The following is a 19,744-nucleotide window of genomic DNA, read 5'->3' as shown; positions in this document are numbered from 1 at the left end:
GTACGTCGAAACCGGCGGTGCCTGGAGCGAATGACCCTGGCGCCCGGCGAATTACTCCAATGACGTGTCGCCGAAGTGTTCGAGCAGCAGTCGCAGGCCGCCGATCAGTTCGGCCCACTGCGCCGGTTTCAGCTCGGGTAGAAGGGCGGCTTCGTTCTCGAGGTGGAGCACGAAGACCTCGTCGACGACTTCGCGGCCCTTGCCGGTCAGCCGGATCTTGACCGAACGGCGGTCGTCGCTGTCCCGCACCCGCTCGACCAGCCCCTTGGCCTCCATGCGGTCGATCCGGTTCGTGATCGCCCCCGAGGTGACCATCGCCGCCTTGAGCAGAGCGCCGGGCGTCAGGCCGTCGGCTTCGCCTGATCGGCGGAGGGTGGTGAGCACGTCGAACTCCCACGACTCCAGGTCGTGCCGGGCGTTGAACTCCTTGAGCTTCCGGTCGAGGATCCGGGAAAGCCGCTGAACCCGGCCGATCACCTCGGCGGGCCAGAGCTTGTCTTCGAGGTCCGGCCGCTCGTGCCGCCACAACGCGATCACCGCGTCCACCGCGTCGGCCATGACACCCTCCAATCGTCTCAATATTAAGAGACTTGACGTTGACAGAAGTTGCTGGTGTTATCTCAACGTTGAGATTATCAGTGAGGAGACATCATGGCGATCATCGCCGAACGGCCTGTCGTTCCGACTGGGCAGCCGGCCGCGCGGCCGACGCTCCGCGACGCCGGGCTCGCCGCACTGGCACCGGCCAGCTGGGGCACCGTGTACGTCGTCACCGCGACCCTCCTGCCCCCGGACCGGCCCCTGCTGGCCGCCGTGCTGCGGGCGCTCCCGGCCGGGTTGCTCCTGCTGGCCCTGACCAGGCGGCTCCCGCACGGATCCTGGTGGTGGAAGACGACCGTGCTCGGAATGCTCAACTTCGGCGCCTTCCTGCCGTTGATCTTCTTCGCCGCGTACCGCCTTCCCGGCGGTGTCGCCGCGACCCTCGGCGCCCTCCAGCCCCTGCTGGTCGCCCTGCTCGCGCTGCCGATGCTCCGCGTCCGGACACCGGCGCCGATCCTGTTCGCCTCGATCGCCGGTGCCGGCGGTGTCGCCCTGCTGACCCTTTCGGCGAAAGCCCGCCTCGACCCGCTCGGCCTGGCCGCCATGCTCGCCGCCGTCGGACTCATGGCCGTGTCCCTGATCCTGACCAAGAAATGGGGCCGTCCCGGGCATCCGCTGGCGATGACCGGCTGGCAGCTGACCTTGGGCGGCGTCGTCCTGGCCCCGGCGACGCTGCTGTTCGAAGGTCTCCCGGACTCGCTGACGACCACGAACCTGCTCGGCTACGGCTACATCGGCATCGTCACCACCGCGCTGGCCTACCCGCTGTGGTTCCGCGGCATCGACCGCCTCGCCCCGGCGTCGGTCTCCCTGCTGACGCTGACCAACCCCCTCGTCGCCACGGCCGCCGGATTCCTGGTGCTCGGCCAGACCCTCACCGGGTGGCAGCTCACCGGATTCGCCATCGCCCTCACCGCTTTGACGCTCAGCCAGACCCTCGCCCGCCCCAAGAACTGACGAAGGAAACCGATCATGACCGAACTCAAGATCCTCGCGATTTCCGGCAGCCTGCGCGACGGCTCATACAACACGGCTCTGCTGCGCGCGGCCAGGAAGCTGAACCCCGGCGGGATGACCATCGAGCTGTACCGGGGACTCGGCGACCTGCCGCTGTACCGCCAGGACCTCGACACCGACTCACCACCGGAACCGGTGGCGGATCTGCGGCGCCGGGTCGCCGAGGCGGACGGGCTGCTGATCGCGACCCCCGAACACAACGCGTCCGTGCCCGCGGCGCTGAAGAACGCGATCGACTGGGCGAGCAGGCCGGCCGCCGAATCGCCGCTTCCCGGCAAGCCGATCGCGATCGCCGGTGCCTCACCGGGCGCTTTCGGTTCGGTCCGCGCCCAGCAGGCGCTCCGGCAGATCCTCGCGTCGATCGGCGCCGACGTCGTCGTCAAACCCGAGGTGACGGTGTTCCGCAGTCACGAACGCTTCGACGGCGAGGGCACGCTGACCGACGACTTCACCGCGTCGCTGCTGGCGGAACTGCTCACCGCGCTCGCCGGGACCATCCGCCCGCTCACCAGGTGACCGGCAGCTCGTGGACGCCGTAGATGTTCATGTCGGTCTTGAGCTTGACCTCGTCGGCCGGGACGGCGAGCGCGAGCGTCGGGAAGCGGCGCAGCAATCCCTCGAAGCCCGCGCGCATCTCGACCCGCGCGAGCTGCTGGCCGAGGCACTGGTGGATGCCGTGCCCGAAGGACAGCAGGCCGCGGGCGTTGCGGTGCAGGTCCAAGGCGTCGGGATTCTCGAACCGGCGCGGATCGCGGTTCGCGGCCAGCAGCGAGATGATGACGGTCGACCCCGCGCGGATCGTTTCGCCGCCCAGTTCCAGGTCTTCCGTGGCATAGCGGAAGAAGATGTCGGCGACGGACAGGTAGCGAAGCATCTCTTCGACGGCACCGGGCATGAGCTCCGCGTCGGCACGCAGTTCGGCCAGCTGTTCGGGATGCTCCAGCAGCGCGAAAGTGCCCAGCGACAACATGTTCGCGGTGGTCTCGTGGCCCGCGAGCAGCAGCAGGAAAGCGGCTCCAGTCAGCTCCTCGATGGTGAGGTCGTCGTGGCGGCCGAGATCGGACAGGATGTCGTCGCCGGGCGTCTCGCGCTTACGGGTGACCAGTTCGGTGAGGAAGGTGTTCATCCCGATGAACGCGGCCATCTTCTCCTCCAGCGTCTGGTCCCTGACCATGAGCTGGGCGGAGTCGGCCTGGAAGTTCTCCCGGTCCTCGTAGGGGACGCCGAGCAGTTCGCAGATCACCAGTGACGGCACCGGGAGCGCGAACTCCTTGACCAGATCGACCGGCGGGACCAGCGCGGCCATCGCGTCCAGCTGCCGTTCGGTGATCTCGACGATGTGGTCTTCGAGCTGCTTCATGCGTTTGACGGTGAAGGCGCCGGTGAGCCGCTTGCGCAACCGGCCGTGGTCCGGCGGGTCCATGGCGACGAACATGCCCGGCATCGGCGGGGAGGGTTCGGTCGGGGTGGGCATCCCCGGGGTCTCGTACGGCGCGTGGAGGATGCCGATGTCCTGGCGCGAGCTGAACCGGGTGTCGGCCATCAGCTGCCGGACCTCGTCGTAGCCGGTGACGAGCCAGCCCTCGTGGCCGTCGGGGAAGACCATGGGACTCACCGGGCGGGCCTCGCGCAGCCGGGTGATCTCGCTGGGCGGGTCGAAGGGGCCCGCGTCGCGGTCCATCGGGAGGCCCTGCGGGACGGGAACCGTCTGAGTCATCGCTTCGCCTTTCGTGGTGGTTGTGCCCACCACTGTCCTCGCGGGCACTGACATCCGGCTGACACGGCGCTGACACCGCCCGTGTCAGCGCCGTGGCGGGGGCGTGTCAGCGCGGCCGCCCAGAGTGGTGCCCATGACAGATACAGCGATCGCGGTCTCGGGACTGCGAAAGACCTTCGGGGACAAGGTCGTGCTCGACGGTATCGACCTGGAAGTCCCCGCCGGCACCATTTTCTCCCTGCTCGGCCCGAACGGGGCGGGAAAGACCACGACGGTGAACCTGCTGACCACACTGATGAAGTCCGACGGCGGGACGGCGAAGGTCGCCGGCCACGACCTCGTGACCGAGGCCAAGGCGGTGCGCGCGGCGATCGGGGTCACCGGCCAGTTCGCGGCGGTCGACGAACTGCTGACGGGCCAGGAGAACCTGCAGCTGATGGCGGACCTGAGCCGGCCGGCCGCGGACAAGCGGGTCGTCGCCGATCTGCTGGAACGCTTCGACCTGGTGGAATCGGCACGGAAACCGGCGTCGACCTACTCCGGCGGCATGCGCCGGAAACTGGATCTGGCGATGACGCTCGTCGGCGATCCGCGGATCATCTTCCTCGACGAGCCCACCACGGGACTGGACCCGCGCAGCCGTCGCACGATGTGGTCGATCATCCGTGAACTGGTGGACGGCGGCGTCACCGTCTTCCTCACCACCCAGTACCTCGAGGAAGCCGACCAGCTCGCCGATCGGATCGCCGTCCTCGACCAGGGCCGCCTGGTCGCGCAGGGCACGCCCGGCGAACTCAAGCGCCGGATGCCCGGAACGCATGTCCGGCTGCGGTTCACCACCGTCGCCGAACTCGACGCGGCCGCGCGGATCTTCCCCGGAGCCACCAGGGACGACGAGGCGCTCGTCCTGCGGGTTCCCAGCGACGGCGGGACGAAATCCCTGCGCTCGCTGCTGGACCGGCTCGACGAGTACGCGGTCGCCGCCGAAGAGTTCTCCGTCCACACCCCTGATCTCGATGACGTTTTCCTCGCCCTGACGGGCCACAGCACGGAGGCAGTGAAGTGAAATCCGCGTCCACGGTGATGTTGCGCCGTAATTTCAAGCACCTCGTCCGCAATCCGACCTCGGTGTTCAACGCGATCCTCATGCCGGTCGTGATGATGCTGATGTTCGTGTACGTGTTCGGCGACGCGTTCAGTGTCGGCGTCGATTACGTCGACTACGCCACGCCGGGATTGATGCTGCTGGCCGTTTGCTACGGGCTCGGCGCGACCGCGACCGCGGTGAACTCCGACATGACCAAGGGCATCATCAACCGGTTCAAGGTCATGGACGTCTCCCGCGGCGCGGTGCTGAACGGGCATGTCGTCGCCAGCGTGCTGACCAACCTGCTCGCCATCGCCGCGCTCACCGGGGTGGCCTTCCTGCTGGGCTTCTCCCCGGCGGCCGGTTTCCTCGACTGGCTCGGCGTGGTGGGGATCGTCGTCCTGCTCGGTTTCGCGGCGGCCTGGCTCACGGTCGCGCTGGGGCTGGCGGCGAAATCCCCGGAAACCGCGGGGATGGCTTCGGTGCCGCTGGTCATGCTGCCGTTCTTCAGCAGCGCGATCGTGCCCGCCGAGAAGATGGGACCCGGGCTCCGGGAATTCGCGGAGTACCAGCCCTTCACACCGATCATCGAGACCCTGCGCGGGCTGCTCGACGGGGCACCGGCCGCGGGCGACGTGCTCCCCGCCCTCGGGTGGTGCGCCTTGATCGCGCTCGCCGGATACCTGTGGGCGTCCTCGACGTTCAAGAAGCGAGCGTGACCTCGGCCAGCCGCTTCCAGTCCGCTTCGGTGCCTTCTCGCGCCGCCTCCGCGAATTTCGCTTCGCCGAGGCGGCGCAGCACTGTCTCCTCGATCCGGGTCACGTCCGGACGGGACCGGTCCGGCAGCCCGCGCAGCTCGTCGGCCGCTCCGAGCAGCCGCGCTGCCTGCTCGGGATCGTCCTGGCGCAGGGCCAGATCCGCGATCCCGACGAGCATGTGGGCGATCAGGGGCACGTGCCGCACCTCGGCGGCCGCCTCCCAGGCCGCTCGCCGGTGTTCGCGGGATTTTTCGAGCTCGTCCGCGAAGTAGCCCCGAAGGTCGTGGCTGATGGCGCGGACGTGGCCGAGACCGGCTTCGTCGCCCATCACCGTCATCGCGAGGTCGAGCTGCCGCGCCGCCTCTTCGGTTTCGCCGCGCCAGTGGGCGAGTTCCGCGTGCGCGAGGGCGAGCATGCCCAGCGCCCCAGGCCAGGAGACCCGCTCGGCGTACCGCTGCGCTTCGGCCACGGCGGCCGCGCCGGCCTTCTCGTCGCCCATCAGCCAGTACAGCTGCGCCTGCCGCGACCGCAGCCGGATGAGGTCCTCCAGGGAACCGACCTCGGTCACGACGGTGACCGCCTCTTCGTAGTACTCACAAGCGGTGGCGAACTCGCCACGAGTGGCGATACGGTCCGCCAATTCGGTCAGGGCGAACGAGATCCCGAATCGTTCGCCGAGCGCGCGGAATTCACCGAGCGCCTGCTCGAGATATTCGTCCGCCTCCCGTCCGGGATGGCCGAGCGTGATCCGCATCTTGCCCAGGTGCAGCCTGCCCAGCGCACGGACCCACGCGTTTTCGTCCTCCAGCACCGGTTCCCACGCCGACAGCGCTTCGTCTCCCGCCAGCATGCGTTCCAGTGGGACGACGAGCCCGAGCAGTGGATGCTTGCTCTCACTGTGCATGCCCAGCCGGTACGACTCGTGGATCCACTTCGCGGCGGTGTGTTCGTCGGCGAAACCGGAACTCACGAACAGCGAGACGAGCCCGTACACCACGGCCGCGACGTCGTCGGACACCTCGCCCGGAGTCCTGACGGCCGCGCTGACCAGCTCCATGCCTTCGGTGCGGTGCCCGCTGAGCCACCAGTACCAGCCGCAGGCCGCTGCCAGCCGCATCGCCGCCAGGCCCTCGCCCGCGGTGAGGGCGCCGCGCATCGCGGAGGTGATGTTGTCGTGCTCGGCCTTGAGTTTGGCGAGCCATTCCAGCTGCTCGGCGCGGCGGAGCATCGGCTCCGCGGCCTCGGCGAGCTCGGTGAAATAGGCGAGATGCGCGTGGCGTGCCACCACCGTTTCGCCTGCCTCGGCGAGCCGTTGCGCGGCGTACTCCTTGATCGTGCCGAGCATCCGATAACGCGGCGCTTCGTCACCCGCCGCGACCAGCAGCGACTTTTCGGTCAGCGTGGTCAGCAGTTCGAGGACCTCGTACTGCTCGACCGCCTCGCTGACACAGACCCGTTCGGCCGCTTCGAGGCTCGCCCCGCCCGAGAACACCGAGAGCCGGCACAGGACCGTCCGCTCGGCGTCGGACAGCAGTTCCCAGCTCCAGTCGACCATGGCACGCAACGTCCGGTGCCGGGGCAGCGCGGTCCGGCTGCCGCCGGTCAGCAGGCGGAACCGGTCGTCGAGCCGGTTCGCGAGCTGATCGACGGACATGGTGCGCAGCCTCGCCGCGGCCAGTTCGATCGCCAGCGGCATCCCGTCCAGGATCCGGCATACGCGCGCCATGGTGGACAGAGTCGTCTCGTCAGCCACGAAATCCTTGTGCACCGCGCTCGCCCGGTCCCGCAGCAACCGGACGGCGGGGGAGGATTCGATTTCGGCGGCGCCGGCGTGCCGGTCCGGAACGGCCAGCGGCACGACATGCCACAACGTCTCGCCGGTGATACCGAGGGGCTCCCGGCTCGTCGCCAATATCCGGAGACGGCGGCATTCCCCGAGCACGCGATGGGCGAACGCCGCGGCCGCCTCGATCACGTGCTCGCAGTTGTCGAGGATCAGCAGGACTTCCCGGTCCCGGATCGCGGCGATGACCCGTTCGGCGGGTTCGGCGTTCGACGAGTCGCCCAGCAGGGCGTCCCGCAGCCCGAGCGCGGCCAGAGTCGCTTGGGCGACATCACTTTCCGGGCCGATGGCCGCGAGCTCCACCAGCCACGCGCCGTCCGGCAGATCACCGAGCAAGGTGCGCGCGGTTTCCGTGGCCAGCCGGGTCTTTCCGGAGCCGCCGGGACCGAGCAGGGTGGTGAGCCGGTGCCCGGCGACGAGGTCGCGGACCTTGGCGACGTCGGCGTCCTTGCCGACGAAGCTGGTCAGCTCGGCGCGCACGTTCGTCTTGCGGTTCTCTTCACGCCGCCCCAGCTCGCCCCGCAACAGCGCGACGTGCACCGCGGACAGCTCCGGCGACGGATCGACGCCGAGCGCGTCGGCCAGGGCTTCCCGCGTGCGCTGGTACACGAGCAGCGCTTCGGTGTCGCGGCCCGTCGCCGCGAGGGCCCGCATCAGGGCGGCGACCAGCCGCTCGCGTAGCGGATGCGCGGCCACCAGATCGGTCAGTTCGGTGATCAGTTTCGCGCCGTGGCCGAGGTCGAGCTCCGCGTCGAACCGATCCTCCAGCGCCGTCAGGCGAAGCCCTTCGAGCCGGGTGACCGCCGCGTCGAAGGCGCCGCTGTCCTGAAGGCCGACGTCCTGCATGGCCGCGCCGCGCCACAGGGCGAGCGCCTCACGCAGCCGCTTCGGCTCCTCGTCGCCGCGGGCCTGGCCGACAAGACGCTCGAACCGCACGGCGTCGACGGCGTCGGGCGGCACCTTCAACCGGTAGCCGTCCGGCTGTCCCTCGACGACCCCTTCCGGAAGTACCTTCCGCAGCCGGGAAACCAAGCGCTGCAAGGCGTTCGTCGCGTCGGCGGGAGGCTGTTCGCCCCAGATCCAGTCGACGAGCGCCGCCTTCGGGACGACCCTGCCCGGTTCGAGCGCGAGCGCGATCAACAGCCCGCGCAACCGGGCACCCGGCACGTCGGCGAAGCCACCGTCGTCCGTGCGCACCTCGAAGGGCCCCAGCATCCCGATCTGCATTGGGCCGATTTTGCCACGGGTGACCAGGGGACTTACGACTCGCCGGTGATCCTCGCCGAGCCGATCGAAGCCGCGGTGATCGCCCTGGCGGCAGTGCGGGTCGACGAACCGGAGTCCAGGCCGGTGAGCGACGTCTGGTCGAGGGCGTGCACGACGAACTCGTAGGTATTCACGGTGGAGGGTGAGCACGGGCCCTGGTAGCCGTAGAGACTCGCGCTTCCGCGGTAGTAGACCTGCCTGGAGCCGGCGGGCACCGGTGGCCGGTAGACGTGCTGGACGTTCTGGGGGAGCGAAGCCGTGGTCGCCGGGATGTCGTAGATGACCCAGTGGATCAGGGCGGCGTTGTCGAGGTCGCGCATGACGATCGCGTAGCTCTTCGCCCCGGCGGGAGCCCCCGACCAGGCCAACGGCGGCGACTCGTTCTTCTTGGCCGGATCCTGCCCGCCGCCGCTGGTGCACTCGTGGACCTTGGGCATGAGACCGCCGTCGGCGAACGCGGTACTGGACAGCGTGAACGCGTCTTGAGTGGCCGACGCCGCCGGGGAAAGGCAGGCGGCGCCGAGGGCGAACAGGGCGCAGAACACGATTCTCGTTGCTCTCATCGGAGACTCCCGAGGACGTTTGTGGTTCTCGTGCGCGGAATCCAGCGTAGGGAGCCCGGAAAGCGTCGGCTAGCGCACTTTTCCGGCCTATCGAGGTGTTTTCGCCGGGTACCGAACTCGGGATTCGCGTGATCCGGCGCGTCATTCGCGTGATTGGAGGCGTAACTCACGAGTTACGCCTCCAATCACGCGAGTTACGGCTCAGATCACGCGAGTTACGGCTCAGGCGCGGACGAGGACCGAGAAGTAGATCGGCCTGCTGGCCGGGAAGAGTTCCCGGTCCTGTTCGTCGACCATCTTCCAGAACACCTTGCAGTCGACCGGGGCGTTCGGCGGGGTGCTCACGGTGACCGTCACCTGCACACGTCCTCGCGGCGCGGTGTCGTTGACCGGGATCCGGTCGGGGGTGCGGCAGGTGCCGGGCGTGACCGGGAGATCGGTGCGGCGCAGGTACCGCTTTCGCCACTCGACGGTGCCGGTGTTCTCGAGTTCCCACACCTTCACGAACTGGGTGCCGGGTTTGACCACGGTGTCGTCGGGGATGGTCACGTCGCCGAGGAATCTGCTCGAGTCGCCGGGATGCGGCGGTGCGGGCGTGCCCTGCTCGCCCGGCAGCAGGAGGACCACGACGGCGGCGATCGCGGCGACGAGCACGAGGGCCAGCGGCACCAGGACGCGTTTGGACCGCCATCGCGGCGCGGGTTCCGGGTCGCGGTCGGCGGACAGCACGAGCTGGACGCCCTGCCATCGGGCGTGCCATTCCTCTTCGTCACCGTCGCAGGCGCGGACGAACTCCCGGACCGTCTCCCACGGCTGCAACCGCGTACCGGTGACGGTGAGGTGCAGGGTCGCGTGGGACACCGCGCCGGACTTCGCCGCCATCTTCCGGAAGGACGGTTCCCCGGCCCGTGTCCGGAGCTTCCGCAGCCCGTCCATGAACGCTTCCAGCTCCGGTGCCCGTTCTCCTGTTCGCGGTTCCGGCACGCTCCCCCTCGCGATCGTGTCCGACGTGACAACGATTTTCGTCGCTCTGCGCGGCCTGGTGACTATATCGCGAAGAGTGTCCGGATCGCCGCGCCGACCTGCGGATTCCGCCTGGCTCGAGCGCTGTCAGACGCTGTCAACCTGCGGTTTTTGACGTCAGACGTTCCGTACAGGCGGTTCCGGCTGACACCGCCTCCGGGCCAGTGTCGGTCACGAGCTGCTCACGGGGAGCAGCCATCGAGTGAAGGAGCAGTCATGCGCAAGGTGGCAACCGCCGCGATGTTCGCCGCACTGTCCGCGACCGCGCTGGGGATGACGGCGGGACAGCCCGCGGCGGCCGCGCCGTCGGTCAACATGGAGGCCGTGGTCAAGGCGGCCATGTGGGATCCGTACAAGGCCGACCAGTCGATCACGCCTGGCTCCGGGGAGAGCGTCAAGGCGGTCGAGCAGGCGCTGGCCGCGAAGAACCTGCTCGACAAGAAGCAGGTCGACGGTCACTTCGGCACGTCGACGGTCACCGCGTACCAGAAGTACCAGAAGTCGCTCGGGCACAGTGGCCTCGCCGCCAGCGGTCTGCCGGGCAAGGGCTCGCTGACCGAACTGGGCAAAGGCCGCTACACCGTGACCGCGCCGATCAGTGTCGGCTCGAAGACCAGCCTCGACGGCAAGACGGTCAACAAGCGCACCGCCGACATGATCGCGGCCGCGGAGAAGAAGGCCGGGGTCAAGTTCACCATCACCCAGGGCTCGTACAACGCCGGCGGTGTCGGTGCCTCGGGCGGCACGCACGACGGCGGCGGTGCGGTCGACATCTCGGTGAACAACATCTCGAACAAGACCGCCGCGGTGAAGGCGCTGCGCGAGGTCGGCTTCGCCGCGTGGCACCGCACCCCGAGCCAGGGCAACTGGGCGGAGCACATCCACGGGATCGCGATCAGCGACACCGACATGTCGCCGCAGGCTCAGGCTCAGGCCGGTGACTACTTCAAGGGCCTCAACGGCCTGGCGAGCCACGCCAAGGACGACGGCCCCAAGGTGAAGAAGGTGACCTGGGAGGAATTCAAGCGTGGGTGACCTCGCCCCTGTCGTGGGGTGAGCTCACGCAAGTCCGTGAAGGCCTCCTTGAGGGACCCAGGGACCCCCGAGGAGGCCTTCACGGACCGACTCACGCCGTGCGCCGCCAGTGTTCCGCCGCCTCGCTCATGTCCTTGTGCAGATGCCGGAAGAACCGGCTGGTGGCGTCCAGTCGCGCCCCCGCCGGCCCGTCGATCAGCCCGGCGCCCCGCCGGGTGACCTCCGCCCAGCGGGTCATCGCGTCGAGACTGGTGCGCCAGGCGCGGTAGCCGAAGTCGTCGTCGACGACGTACCGCTGCCGCCCGCCCTCGCGTTCGCGGGTGATCAGGCCGCGTTGTTCGAGCCAGTTCACGGCCTTGGACACCGACGCGGGGCTGACTTCCAGCCGGGCGACCAGTTCGGCGGCGGTGCCGCCGCCGGTGTCCGCGGTGAACAGACAGGCCAGGACCCTGGCCATCATCGACGGGACACCGGTCGCGGCCATCGTCTCGGCGAATTCGGTCTCGAAGTCCCGCACCGTCTCCGGGGTCCGTGCGGTGCTGGGCGGCGGGCCGGGTTTGCGGCGGCGTGCCCGCCATCGCGTCGCCTGCTGCGCCTGGCCTGCCCGATAACCGTGGGCGCCGCCGTTGCGCGCGACTTCGCGGATCACCGTCGATTTGGGGCGGTCCATCCGGCGGGCGATTTCGGCGTACGTGAGGCCTGCGGACAGTCCCGAAGCGATCTGCCCGCGCTCGTCCTGGGTCAGGCGTCTTCCCGGCACCCGTCCTGCCCTCCCGATGCATTCAGCTTCATGGTCATTGCATCAATTATAGGCAGCTGACCTCGAAAAACCGCTGTGTGAAGTTGCCGGTCTCAGAAAAACGAGCCTAGTGTTTCGGAGGAAGCGATAAAGATCGGGAGGGCACACGGGATGACGGCCAAGGTATGCCTGGTCACCGGCGCTTCGTCGGGGATCGGCCACGCCACCGCGCTGGAGCTGCTGCGCGCGGGACACATCGTCTACGGCGCCGCCAGGCGCGTGCGGAAGATGGACGACCTCCGCGCGGCGGGCGGCCATCCGCTGAAGATGGACGCCAGGGACGAGGACGATCTCCGCCGCGCGGTCGGCACAGTTCTCGACGAGCACCAACGGATCGACGTCCTGGTCAACAACGCGGGCACCGTGCTGCACGGCGCCGTCGAGGACGTGCCGCTCGACCGCGCGCGCGACCAGCTCGAAGTCAACCTTCTCGCGCCCGCCCGGCTCGTTCAGCTGGTCCTGCCCGCCATGCGGGCCCAGCGGTCCGGCACGATCGTCAACGTTTCGTCGATCGGCGGCGAGATCGCCCTGCCTTTCGGAGCCTGGTACTACGCGTCGAAGCACGCGCTCGAAGCGTTCTCCGACACGCTCCGCATGGAGGTCGAGCCTTTCGGCATCGACGTCGTGATCATCCAGCCGGGCATCGTCAAAACCGAGTTCGAAGACCAGACCGCCGCGCAGCTCCGCGAGTATTCCGGCCGCGGGGCGTACCGGGAGATGGCGGAGGCCATGGCGCGGCACGGGGAGACCGGGCTCAGTGACGGCTCCGACCCGTCCGTCGTCGTGGACGCCATCCGCCGCGCCGTCGAGTCCGAGAATCCGGAAACCCGCTACGCGGTCGGCCACCTCGCCGAGAAGCTCCTGGAACTCAACCGGACCCTGCCGGACCGCGAGTTCGACCGGCTGGCCATGCGCGCGACGAAATAGCTCAACCGCTCGGCTGCTTCTCGACGCCCTTCCTGCGGCGGGTGCGCGCGACCCCGATCCACAGCAGGACGGAGACGACGGCGCCCGGCAGCGCCGTCAGGTACACCGGCCACGCACGGAAGCCCGAAACCCACAGCATCGTGGCCAGGCCGAGGGTGATCAGCGTCCACAGCAGGGCGAGCGTGCCGCCCCTCCGGCGCCAGCGGGCGGCGACGGCGCGCATCCTGTTCTCTACTCGGCTCACACCGGTGGATACCCGCTCATCGCCTGGTCAACCCCCGGAAATCAGGCGCGAAGGTAGCCGGTGATCATCGCCACGAGTTCGTTCTCCAGCCGGGTGACGTCGATGGAGCCGGGCGCGGCGATGAGCTGATGCACGGTCAATTCCACAGTGGACGCGACGAGCCTGGCCGCGGTGTCCTTGTCCCGCACGCGGACTTCGGGGTGGCCGTGGAGGAGTTCCCGCAGGTCACCGACCATCTCCCACTCCAGCCGGGTGACGCGTTCCAGCAGCTCACCGGAGCGGGGTGCCTGCTCGATCATGATCTGCAGCAGCCGCGGATCGTCGAGATGGTTCTCGATCACCGTGTGCACGAACTCGCGGATGACGGTCTCCAGTGGCTCCGGCGACCGCTTGTACCGGCGCAGCGTGTCGGCCGCCCGGTCGCCGTCGAGGTGGCGGGTGAGCAACTCGGCCAGGATCGCGTCCTTGTTCGGGTAGTACTGATACAGCGAACCGATCGAGATCCGGGCCCGTTCGGCGATCCGGTTCGTCGTCCCCGCGGCGTACCCGTACTCGGCGAAAACGTGAGCAGCCGCGGTGAGGATGCGCTGTCTGGTCAGCTCGGCCCGGACCTGGCGTGGCTGTTTACGTGGCTGAAGGCGTCGTTGCTCCGACGTCATGACACTCCCGGTGAAGCGGCGCTAAAGCGAGTAGCGAGCGGGCTGAACAATTGCTCATAATTATGCCATGACCAGCAGTGATACCCGTCCGCGCCGACTTTCGCCCGAGCAGGTCCGTGCTCGGCTGGGGGAGCCGGAGGCCATGATCAAGGCGAAGGTCCACGACCGGATCGACCGGCACGGCCATCGGTTCATCGCCCATGCCCCGTTCGTGGCGATGGCGACGTCGGACGCGACGGGCCTGCCCGATTGCTCGCCGCGCGGCGACTACCCGGGTTTCGTCAAGGTGCTCGACGAGCGCACCCTGGCGATCCCCGACCGGCCGGGCAACAAGCTCGCCGACTCCTTCCGCAATCTCGCCGAGAACGACGGCATCGGCCTGATGTTCGTCGTCCCCGGCGTGCGGGAGGTGTTCCGGGTCAACGGCCGCGCCTATCCGACCGATGAGCCGGACGTGCTCGCCAGGATGCGCACCGAGGGCAAACCGGCGGAACTGGCGATCATCGTCGACGTGGTGGAGACCTTCTTCCACTGCGGCCGCGCGCTGATCCGGTCCCGGCTCTGGGATCCCGCGAGCCAGGCGCTGGCGGACGAATTGCCGTCCGCCGGCGAGATGGCCGCCGAGCAGATGGGGCTCGACGTCGATCCGGCCGTACTGGAGGCCATGCTCGAAACCGGCTACCGGCGGTTGTACTGAGATGAATTCGCCGATGCAGAAAACCGTTCTCGACCGCGTGGAACCGATCGCCGAAGGAACCGTGTCACTCGTCCTGCGCGGCGCCGAAGGCTCGCTGGCGCCCTGGGAACCGGGCGCGCACGTCGATGTGGCGTTGCCGAACTGGCTGACCCGGCAGTATTCGCTGTGCGGAGACCCGGCCGATCGCGGCGGCTACCGCGTCGCCGTCCGGTACGACCGGCTGAGCCGGGGCGGTTCGGAGTACGTCCACCTGTTCCTGCGCGCCGGCCGGACGCTCGACGTTTCCTTGCCGCGCAACAACTTCCCGTTACTACCCGCGCCTGACCACCTGTTCATCGCCGGCGGGATCGGGATCACGCCCCTGATGCCGATGCTGGCGGCGGCGGGTCCCACGGCCAGATTGGTGTACGTGGGCAGGTCCGAAGCGACGATGCCGTTCGCCGCCGAACTCAAAGCCGCGTACGGCGACCGGGTTCGCCTTCACGCCACCGCCGAGCACGGCAGGCCCGACTTCGCCGCGCTGGCCGCCGGGCTCGGCCCGGACGCGCTGGTCTACTGCTGTGGTCCCGCGTCGATGCTCGACGCGGCCGAAGCGGTGTTCCCCGCGAAGAGACTGCATATCGAGCGTTTCCGGCCCGTGGCCAAGGAATTCGCTCCCGCGGAGCCGTTCGAGGCGCACTGCGTCCGATCGGGGCGGACGGTGCCGGTCGCCGCGGAAGAGTCGCTGCTGGACGCGTTGAATCACGCGGGGTTCCGTATCCCGTCCGGTTGCCGTGAAGGGGTTTGCGGCAGTTGCGAGATCGGCGTCGCCGGCGGCGAACCGGAACACCGCGACGATATCGGCGCGCCACCGGGACGGATGTACTGCTGTGTCTCCCGCGCGTCTTCACGCCTCGATCTCGACCTTTGACCCGGCGTATACGGAATGTCGGCGCTCGATCGCTAGGCTCGCGCGGATGGTCGAACCCGCATACGATCCCGAACTCGCCGCCGTGCTGCCCGCGCTCGCGGGGAACGTGCCGGTCGGCATGACGGCGGATCAGCTGGAGCGCTATCGGGCCTTGCCGTTCCCGACGATCGAAGAGCAGATCGGCGACCGCCCGGTCACCTGCACCGATCACTCGATCCCCGGATACGACGGCGCGGAAATCACCGTTTCGGTCATCGCCCGCCGGGATCATCGCGGCGGCGGTCCGGGGATTTACCACGTGCACGGCGGCGGAATGGTGATGGGCGACCGGTTCGCGTCGGCGCAACCGCTCGTCGACTGGGCGATGAAATACGACGCCGTCGCGGTCACCGTCGAATTCCGTCGCGCGCCCGAACATCCGCATCCCGTGCCGGTGGAGGACTGCTACGCCGGGCTGGAATGGATGGCCGCGCACGCGGACGAGCTGGGCTTCGACCCCGGCGGCCTGGTCATCTTCGGCGGGAGCGGCGGCGGTGGCCTCGCCGCCGGGGTCACGCTCATGGCGCGAGACCGCGGCGGACCGGTAGTGGCCGGTCAGCTGCTCCAGTGCCCGATGATCGACGACCGGAACGAGACCCTCTCGGCGCGCCGGTACGACGGGGTCGGTGTCTGGGACCGGACCAGCAACCTGACGGCGTGGACGATGGTCCTCGGGGACCGGCGAGGCACTCCCGGCGTCTCTCCGTACGCCGCCCCGGCCCGTGCGACAGACCTCGGCGGATTGCCGCCGACGTTCATCGACGTCGCCGCCGCCGAGGTGTTCCGGGACGAGGCCGTGGCGTACGCGAGTGCGATCTGGGCCGCCGGGGGAGAAGCGGAATTGCATGTCTGGGGTGGCGCTTTCCACGGTTTCTACGATCTCGCCCCGGAAACCGCCATCGCCCGATCGTGTCTCGCCGCCAGGGAGTCCTGGTTGGACCGGCTGCTCGCCCGGACATGAAGGAATTTCCCCGAATTGCCGCCGGGACGGGCCGGTGTAACCCTGGTCATACCGAACGACACCACCACCACGAAGTACAGGAGTCGTTATGACCACCACCGAAATGCCCGCTGTCCACGAATGCACGGTCAGCGGCTGTTCGTACAACCACGACGGCTGTCACGCTTTCGCCATCACGGTCGGTGGCGGGAACGGATCGGCCGACTGCGGAACGTTCGTCCCGCTCAACACCAAGGGCGGACTCGATCGAGTGACCGCACAAGTGGGAGCCTGCTCCCGGTCCGACTGCCGCCACAATTCCGCGCTGGAATGCACCGCATCGAGTGTCCGGGTGGGACCGGGCGAGGGCGATCACGCCGCCAATTGCCTGACCTACGCTCCGTAAACCACACATGCGCGGGAAGGCCCCCTTCCCTCGGCTCAGCCGAGGGAAGGGGGCCTTCGCGACGCCGTGGTCTGCCCGATCAGCTCCCGGCCTGGTCGCAGGTCGCGGCGTCGGTGCCGAGCACCGGGTCGGTCAACGGACGGCTCTTGATCGAGATGGTCTTCTGGGCGGTCAGCGCGCCGTCGCGAAGCGTGTAGACGGTGCGGGTGCCCGAATAGGTGATCGGGTCCGCGCGGACGTCGTCGGCTTCGGTCTTGACGGTTTCGAAGGTGCGGCCGCCGCCATCGAGCGGGGTGCACTGGTAACCCACATGGGCGGCGACGCCGCCGCCCTCGGGGACCGACAGCGGTTTGCCTTCGTTGTCGACGACCTGGCTCAGGTCGCGGCCGTCGTAGTGCAGGGCCGTGACGAACGTGGTGTTGGCGCCGACGGCCTGGGTGACGATCAGTTCGGCGCGGCCGTCGCCGTTGAGGTCGGTCACGAGCGGGGCCTCGAGCGGGACCCAGCTGTCGGCGCCGAGGTGGATCGAGGTGAAGGTGCCGTGCACGGTGGCGGAGACGACCTGCTCGTTGTCACCGGTGAGCTGCGCGGTGACGGTTTCGATCTCGCCGTCGCCGTCGAGGTCGGCCACGGTGGTGACGGGATCGCTCTGCGGGCTCGCCAGCGCCGGGAGGACGGTGGCCAGGCTCAGCGCGGCGGCGACGCCGGTGATGGTGGCGGTACGGACGATGCCGGTGTGCTTCATGGTGTTCTCCCCTCCACGCTCGGTGAACTTCACCGAAGCGCTCTCATGAGGGGAGACGGTCGCGGCTAGGGAGCGTGCAGTGAGAGTGTGATTTGCCACACGAAAGCAACCGGGTGGCCCGCCCCGAGGGAGCGGGCCACCCGAGTCAGCCGATCTTCCACAATTGGAGCGCGGAGCCCGTGTCGGCCCGTTGGGTGACGCCGGCACCGTCCGAAGTGGACGCGGTCGTCAGCAGCAAGCCGGAGCGGACGCTCGTGAGCTTGTAGCCGCCGTCGGGCTGTTTCGCCGCGGTCCAGCGTTGGTTGGGCCCGCCGGTGCACGTCCACTGGATGACGCGCGCGCCCGCGGTGGTGGCGCCGCCTTCGACGTCGGCGCACAGTTGCGAATGCGCGTTCGTCAGGGTGTAGGAACCGTCGGCCTGCCGGGTGAACAGCCACTTCTGGTTGGCGCCCTGGTTCGGTGTCCAGGTGACCAGAGGGGTGCCGGCGGCCGTCGACGAGTCCGGATCGTCGAGGTTCTTGCCTGCCGCGGCCAGGGTGTGAACCCCGCCGAGACCGCCCGCACCGGCATCGGTGAACTTCAGCGTCTGCTCGGCCGGGGTCCGGCCGCCGCCCACGGCGTTCCCGGTGGTGTCGGCCCAGGAACGCGACGGGGTGGTCTCCGCGAGACGTGACGTCTTGCCGGAAAGGCCGAGCACGAGCCCGCTGTAGCGGTTCACCAGCCGGAAGGTCCCCCTGTCCACAGTGGACGGGAGGACGAACCACTGCTGCCCGACCGTCGAGGACGACGTCACGGTGGGTTTCGCGCCCCATGCCCGGCCGGCCTGCACCGCGTCGACGCCGAGGAGCAGGCCGGTGGCGGCGTTGGCGATGCGGTACGAGCCGTCACCGTCGGGCGAGAACTGCCATGCCTCGCGGTCGGAGCCGGTCGTGCTCGCGACCGACGTCGTCGCGGTCCCGGTGCCCTGCGCGAGCACCCGGCCGTCGCCGAGGCCGATCCGGTACTTGCGCGAAGTGTCCACAGGGGACGGTGCGGGCACGGACGACGTGATGGTCTGGGTGGTGTACTCGCCGCCCGCGTTGTTCGAGCAGGCCACCGCGCAGTACGAACGGAACTGCTTGCCGATGATGGTCGAATTCGTCTTGTTCGCGGCGTCGACGAACCAGCGGTACCAGGACTGGTTCGTGTAGCTCCCCGTGTCGCCGATCAGCCGCCATTTCTGCGTCGTCAGATCGTCGGTCACGTAATAGCGCTGGGGGACGACGCTGTCCACGGCCTCCGGCGCGCCGAGGTAGAGACCGAGATGCGCGTTGTAGGCGATGTTCATGATGAACAGATCCGATTTGCGCGGCAGCTGCCCGGCGGCTATCTGCCGGCTGACGTTGCCGGTGTTGGCGGGGTCGTAGTCGTCCGCGACGGGCGTGTAGCCGGTGTCGCCCGCGGCGGACACAGGGACCATGTTGCTCTCGCGGCCGCCGACGCCCGGCTGGGTCCAGCCGCCGTCGAACCACTTCTGCCAGGAGCCGGAGGCCATCTTGGCCGAAATGGGCGAGCGGGCGACGTGCGCCAGCCCGGTCATCGGGCCACCGGCACCGGCCTTCGGGACGATGCGCGAGCCGTAGTAGACGTAGAAGTACCCGGAGGCGGTGTCCACGAACAGGCGCGGGTCACCGTCGCCGTAGTCGAACGTCTGATGCGGGAACGCCGCCGTGTCACCGCGTTCGGTGCTGTAGGGCGAGGTGATCACGTGATCCTTGATGGCCCACGTCCTGCCCTGGTCCTTCGACACGGCCATGTCGATCGCGTCGTAATGGGAGAACGAATACGCCCCGAACGGTTCGGGCGTGAACTCGTTGTGGACCAGGCCGTACCAGTCACCGGTGTCCGGATCGACCCAGGTGCCGACGAGATCGCAGTAGTTGCGCTGCGAATAGCCCGAGCCCGCCGGCGGGTACGTGGATTCCTTGCCGGTGGGGCTGTTGTTGCAGCGCCAGGTCGTGTCGTCGTTGCGGTCGGCGGGGTTGGCCGGGTTCACCGCGCTGCTGATCGGGTTCTTGGTGAAGCCGTCGAAATCGCGTCCGCTGTAGAAGTCCCATTCGCGCGGCTGGTCCGCGCCGTAGAGCGCCGCCGCCTGCTGGAAGTAGAACGTGCCGTCCTTGTCGACATAGGTACTCGCCGGGGTGTCGGTGGTCGGGCTGAACGACTTCTTGGCGTCGACCGTGATGGTGTACGTCGCGTCCGGCGGCGCGGCGTCGGACGACACCGGTACCACCGTGGTCGCCGCCACGGCCAACGCCACGGCGCCGAGAAGAGGCAGGGTCCGCATGACTCTCTCCCAAAGGTGACCCGCACCACAGTTGGCGGGGCGGTCGCCGATGTTATGAACGTTATTGCGCGTAAGTCAACGAGTTCGCTCAACTTCAAGCGTTGTTCATGCAGTTATTGCACGGAAAGTCCAAGTGGTGCGGT

General features: G+C 68.7%; 20 protein-coding genes. 10 read left to right on the top strand and 10 right to left on the bottom strand.

All coding sequences use genetic code 11. The annotated features are described in order from the left end of the window. Positions 1-51 precede the first annotated feature (51 nt). Positions 52-558: a MarR family winged helix-turn-helix transcriptional regulator gene (locus tag BLW75_RS16640; protein ID WP_034313605.1), complete on the bottom strand. Its 507-nt coding sequence runs from the start codon at positions 556-558 to the stop codon at positions 52-54. Positions 559-651: 93 nt separating this feature from the next. On the opposite strand from BLW75_RS16640, the gene BLW75_RS16635 reads away from it, so the two are divergent. Both BLW75_RS16635 and BLW75_RS16630 read left to right on the top strand, forming a co-directional pair. Next, positions 652-1,557, top strand: coding sequence for an EamA family transporter (locus tag BLW75_RS16635; RefSeq protein ID WP_034313602.1), 906 nt, complete (start codon positions 652-654; stop codon positions 1,555-1,557). A gap of 15 nt (positions 1,558-1,572) precedes the next feature. Then, complete coding sequence (locus BLW75_RS16630) at positions 1,573-2,133, top strand: NADPH-dependent FMN reductase (protein WP_034313600.1); 561 nt, start codon at positions 1,573-1,575, stop codon at positions 2,131-2,133. On the opposite strand, the gene BLW75_RS16625 is transcribed toward BLW75_RS16630, so the two are convergent. Beyond that, complete coding sequence (locus tag BLW75_RS16625; RefSeq protein WP_034313597.1) at positions 2,123-3,334, bottom strand: cytochrome P450; 1,212 nt, start codon at positions 3,332-3,334, stop codon at positions 2,123-2,125. The genes BLW75_RS16630 and BLW75_RS16625 overlap by 11 nt on opposite strands. Positions 3,335-3,467: 133 nt before the next feature. Here BLW75_RS16625 and BLW75_RS16620 point away from each other — a divergent pair, with 133 nt between their 5' ends. Both BLW75_RS16620 and BLW75_RS16615 read left to right on the top strand, forming a co-directional pair. Then, on the top strand, positions 3,468-4,400 hold the full coding sequence (locus BLW75_RS16620) for an ATP-binding cassette domain-containing protein (protein WP_034313596.1): 933 nt from the start codon (positions 3,468-3,470) through the stop codon (positions 4,398-4,400). A gap of 17 nt (positions 4,401-4,417) precedes the next feature. Beyond that, positions 4,418-5,140: an ABC transporter permease gene (locus BLW75_RS16615; protein ID WP_395766737.1), complete on the top strand. Its 723-nt coding sequence runs from the start codon at positions 4,418-4,420 to the stop codon at positions 5,138-5,140. Here BLW75_RS16615 and BLW75_RS16610 read toward each other — a convergent pair. The 3 genes from BLW75_RS16610 to BLW75_RS16600 form a co-directional block, all read right to left on the bottom strand. Beyond that, on the bottom strand, positions 5,124-8,249 hold the full coding sequence (locus BLW75_RS16610; protein WP_034313590.1) for an AfsR/SARP family transcriptional regulator: 3,126 nt from the start codon (positions 8,247-8,249) through the stop codon (positions 5,124-5,126). The genes BLW75_RS16615 and BLW75_RS16610 overlap by 17 nt on opposite strands. Before the next feature lie 32 nt (positions 8,250-8,281). Further along, positions 8,282-8,851 carry a YbhB/YbcL family Raf kinase inhibitor-like protein gene (locus BLW75_RS16605; protein WP_241783657.1) on the bottom strand — a complete coding sequence of 190 codons (570 nt, stop codon included), beginning with the start codon at positions 8,849-8,851 and terminating at the stop codon, positions 8,282-8,284. 222 nt (positions 8,852-9,073) lie between these two features. Then, positions 9,074-9,835 carry an NBR1-Ig-like domain-containing protein gene (locus BLW75_RS16600; RefSeq protein ID WP_034313587.1) on the bottom strand — a complete coding sequence of 254 codons (762 nt, stop codon included), beginning with the start codon at positions 9,833-9,835 and terminating at the stop codon, positions 9,074-9,076. A gap of 255 nt (positions 9,836-10,090) precedes the next feature. Here BLW75_RS16600 and BLW75_RS16595 point away from each other — a divergent pair, with 255 nt between their 5' ends. Then, positions 10,091-10,909 carry a peptidoglycan-binding domain-containing protein gene (locus BLW75_RS16595; RefSeq protein ID WP_034313585.1) on the top strand — a complete coding sequence of 273 codons (819 nt, stop codon included), beginning with the start codon at positions 10,091-10,093 and terminating at the stop codon, positions 10,907-10,909. 91 nt (positions 10,910-11,000) lie between these two features. Here the strand turns inward: BLW75_RS16595 and BLW75_RS16590 are convergent, their stop codons facing one another. Then, entirely contained in the window at positions 11,001-11,669 is a 669-nt protein-coding gene (locus BLW75_RS16590) for a GbsR/MarR family transcriptional regulator (protein ID WP_034313582.1), read from the bottom strand. Positions 11,670-11,819: 150 nt separating this feature from the next. Here BLW75_RS16590 and BLW75_RS16585 point away from each other — a divergent pair, with 150 nt between their 5' ends. Next, positions 11,820-12,635 carry an oxidoreductase gene (locus BLW75_RS16585; protein WP_034313580.1) on the top strand — a complete coding sequence of 272 codons (816 nt, stop codon included), beginning with the start codon at positions 11,820-11,822 and terminating at the stop codon, positions 12,633-12,635. Position 12,636: 1 nt separating this feature from the next. Here BLW75_RS16585 and BLW75_RS16580 read toward each other — a convergent pair whose 3' ends face one another. Together BLW75_RS16580 and BLW75_RS16575 are read right to left on the bottom strand one after the other, a co-directional pair. Then, positions 12,637-12,858 carry a hypothetical protein gene (locus tag BLW75_RS16580; protein WP_034313577.1) on the bottom strand — a complete coding sequence of 74 codons (222 nt, stop codon included), beginning with the start codon at positions 12,856-12,858 and terminating at the stop codon, positions 12,637-12,639. Between the two features lie 62 nt (positions 12,859-12,920). After that, entirely contained in the window at positions 12,921-13,538 is a 618-nt protein-coding gene (locus BLW75_RS16575) for a TetR/AcrR family transcriptional regulator (protein ID WP_034313575.1), read from the bottom strand. Between the two features lie 67 nt (positions 13,539-13,605). Between BLW75_RS16575 and BLW75_RS16570 the strand changes: the two genes are divergently transcribed. The 4 genes from BLW75_RS16570 to BLW75_RS16555 all read left to right on the top strand — a co-directional run bounded on the left by BLW75_RS16570 (position 13,606) and on the right by BLW75_RS16555 (position 16,530). Beyond that, a complete protein-coding gene (locus BLW75_RS16570) occupies positions 13,606-14,235 on the top strand; it encodes an MSMEG_1061 family FMN-dependent PPOX-type flavoprotein (protein ID WP_034313573.1) in 630 nt (209 codons plus the stop codon). Positions 14,236-14,248: 13 nt separating this feature from the next. After that, on the top strand, positions 14,249-15,145 hold the full coding sequence (locus BLW75_RS16565; protein WP_034313698.1) for a PDR/VanB family oxidoreductase: 897 nt from the start codon (positions 14,249-14,251) through the stop codon (positions 15,143-15,145). 46 nt (positions 15,146-15,191) lie between these two features. Then, on the top strand, positions 15,192-16,145 hold the full coding sequence (locus BLW75_RS16560; protein WP_034313570.1) for an alpha/beta hydrolase: 954 nt from the start codon (positions 15,192-15,194) through the stop codon (positions 16,143-16,145). Positions 16,146-16,233: 88 nt separating this feature from the next. Further along, a complete protein-coding gene (locus BLW75_RS16555) occupies positions 16,234-16,530 on the top strand; it encodes a DUF1540 domain-containing protein (RefSeq protein ID WP_016331847.1) in 297 nt (98 codons plus the stop codon). 79 nt (positions 16,531-16,609) lie between these two features. Here BLW75_RS16555 and BLW75_RS16550 read toward each other — a convergent pair whose 3' ends face one another. Both BLW75_RS16550 and BLW75_RS16545 read right to left on the bottom strand, forming a co-directional pair. Continuing rightward, a complete protein-coding gene (locus BLW75_RS16550; protein ID WP_034313695.1) occupies positions 16,610-17,275 on the bottom strand; it encodes a hypothetical protein in 666 nt (221 codons plus the stop codon). 145 nt (positions 17,276-17,420) lie between these two features. Further along, complete coding sequence (locus tag BLW75_RS16545) at positions 17,421-19,601, bottom strand: RICIN domain-containing protein (protein ID WP_034313568.1); 2,181 nt, start codon at positions 19,599-19,601, stop codon at positions 17,421-17,423. Positions 19,602-19,744 lie beyond the last annotated feature (143 nt).

It is taken from the genome of Amycolatopsis lurida (assembly GCF_900105055.1).
Lineage (GTDB): Bacteria > Actinomycetota > Actinomycetes > Mycobacteriales > Pseudonocardiaceae > Amycolatopsis > Amycolatopsis lurida.
The sequence above is the reverse complement of the archived record's forward strand: the minus strand, read 5'-3'. Positions and strand labels throughout refer to the sequence as shown.

Excerpts from the sequence above, each read along its gene's own strand:
- BLW75_RS16585 (WP_034313580.1), top strand. The coding sequence starts at position 11,820 with ATGACGGCCAAGGTATGCCTGGTCACCGGCGCTTCGTCGGGGATCGGC.
- BLW75_RS16560 (WP_034313570.1), top strand. The coding sequence starts at position 15,192 with ATGGTCGAACCCGCATACGATCCCGAACTCGCCGCCGTGCTGCCCGCG.
- BLW75_RS16555 (WP_016331847.1), top strand. The coding sequence starts at position 16,234 with ATGACCACCACCGAAATGCCCGCTGTCCACGAATGCACGGTCAGCGGC.
- BLW75_RS16620 (WP_034313596.1), top strand. The coding sequence starts at position 3,468 with ATGACAGATACAGCGATCGCGGTCTCGGGACTGCGAAAGACCTTCGGG.
- BLW75_RS16615 (WP_395766737.1), top strand. The coding sequence starts at position 4,418 with ATGTTGCGCCGTAATTTCAAGCACCTCGTCCGCAATCCGACCTCGGTG.
- BLW75_RS16610 (WP_034313590.1), bottom strand. The coding sequence starts at position 8,249 with ATGCAGATCGGGATGCTGGGGCCCTTCGAGGTGCGCACGGACGACGGT.
- BLW75_RS16570 (WP_034313573.1), top strand. The coding sequence starts at position 13,606 with ATGACCAGCAGTGATACCCGTCCGCGCCGACTTTCGCCCGAGCAGGTC.
- BLW75_RS16595 (WP_034313585.1), top strand. The coding sequence starts at position 10,091 with ATGCGCAAGGTGGCAACCGCCGCGATGTTCGCCGCACTGTCCGCGACC.
- BLW75_RS16580 (WP_034313577.1), bottom strand. The coding sequence starts at position 12,858 with ATGCGCGCCGTCGCCGCCCGCTGGCGCCGGAGGGGCGGCACGCTCGCC.
- BLW75_RS16575 (WP_034313575.1), bottom strand. The coding sequence starts at position 13,538 with ATGACGTCGGAGCAACGACGCCTTCAGCCACGTAAACAGCCACGCCAG.
- BLW75_RS16630 (WP_034313600.1), top strand. The coding sequence starts at position 1,573 with ATGACCGAACTCAAGATCCTCGCGATTTCCGGCAGCCTGCGCGACGGC.
- BLW75_RS16640 (WP_034313605.1), bottom strand. The coding sequence starts at position 558 with ATGGCCGACGCGGTGGACGCGGTGATCGCGTTGTGGCGGCACGAGCGG.
- BLW75_RS16625 (WP_034313597.1), bottom strand. The coding sequence starts at position 3,334 with ATGACTCAGACGGTTCCCGTCCCGCAGGGCCTCCCGATGGACCGCGAC.
- BLW75_RS16605 (WP_241783657.1), bottom strand. The coding sequence starts at position 8,851 with ATGAGAGCAACGAGAATCGTGTTCTGCGCCCTGTTCGCCCTCGGCGCC.
- BLW75_RS16545 (WP_034313568.1), bottom strand. The coding sequence starts at position 19,601 with ATGCGGACCCTGCCTCTTCTCGGCGCCGTGGCGTTGGCCGTGGCGGCG.
- BLW75_RS16565 (WP_034313698.1), top strand. The coding sequence starts at position 14,249 with ATGCAGAAAACCGTTCTCGACCGCGTGGAACCGATCGCCGAAGGAACC.
- BLW75_RS16550 (WP_034313695.1), bottom strand. The coding sequence starts at position 17,275 with ATGAAGCACACCGGCATCGTCCGTACCGCCACCATCACCGGCGTCGCC.
- BLW75_RS16635 (WP_034313602.1), top strand. The coding sequence starts at position 652 with ATGGCGATCATCGCCGAACGGCCTGTCGTTCCGACTGGGCAGCCGGCC.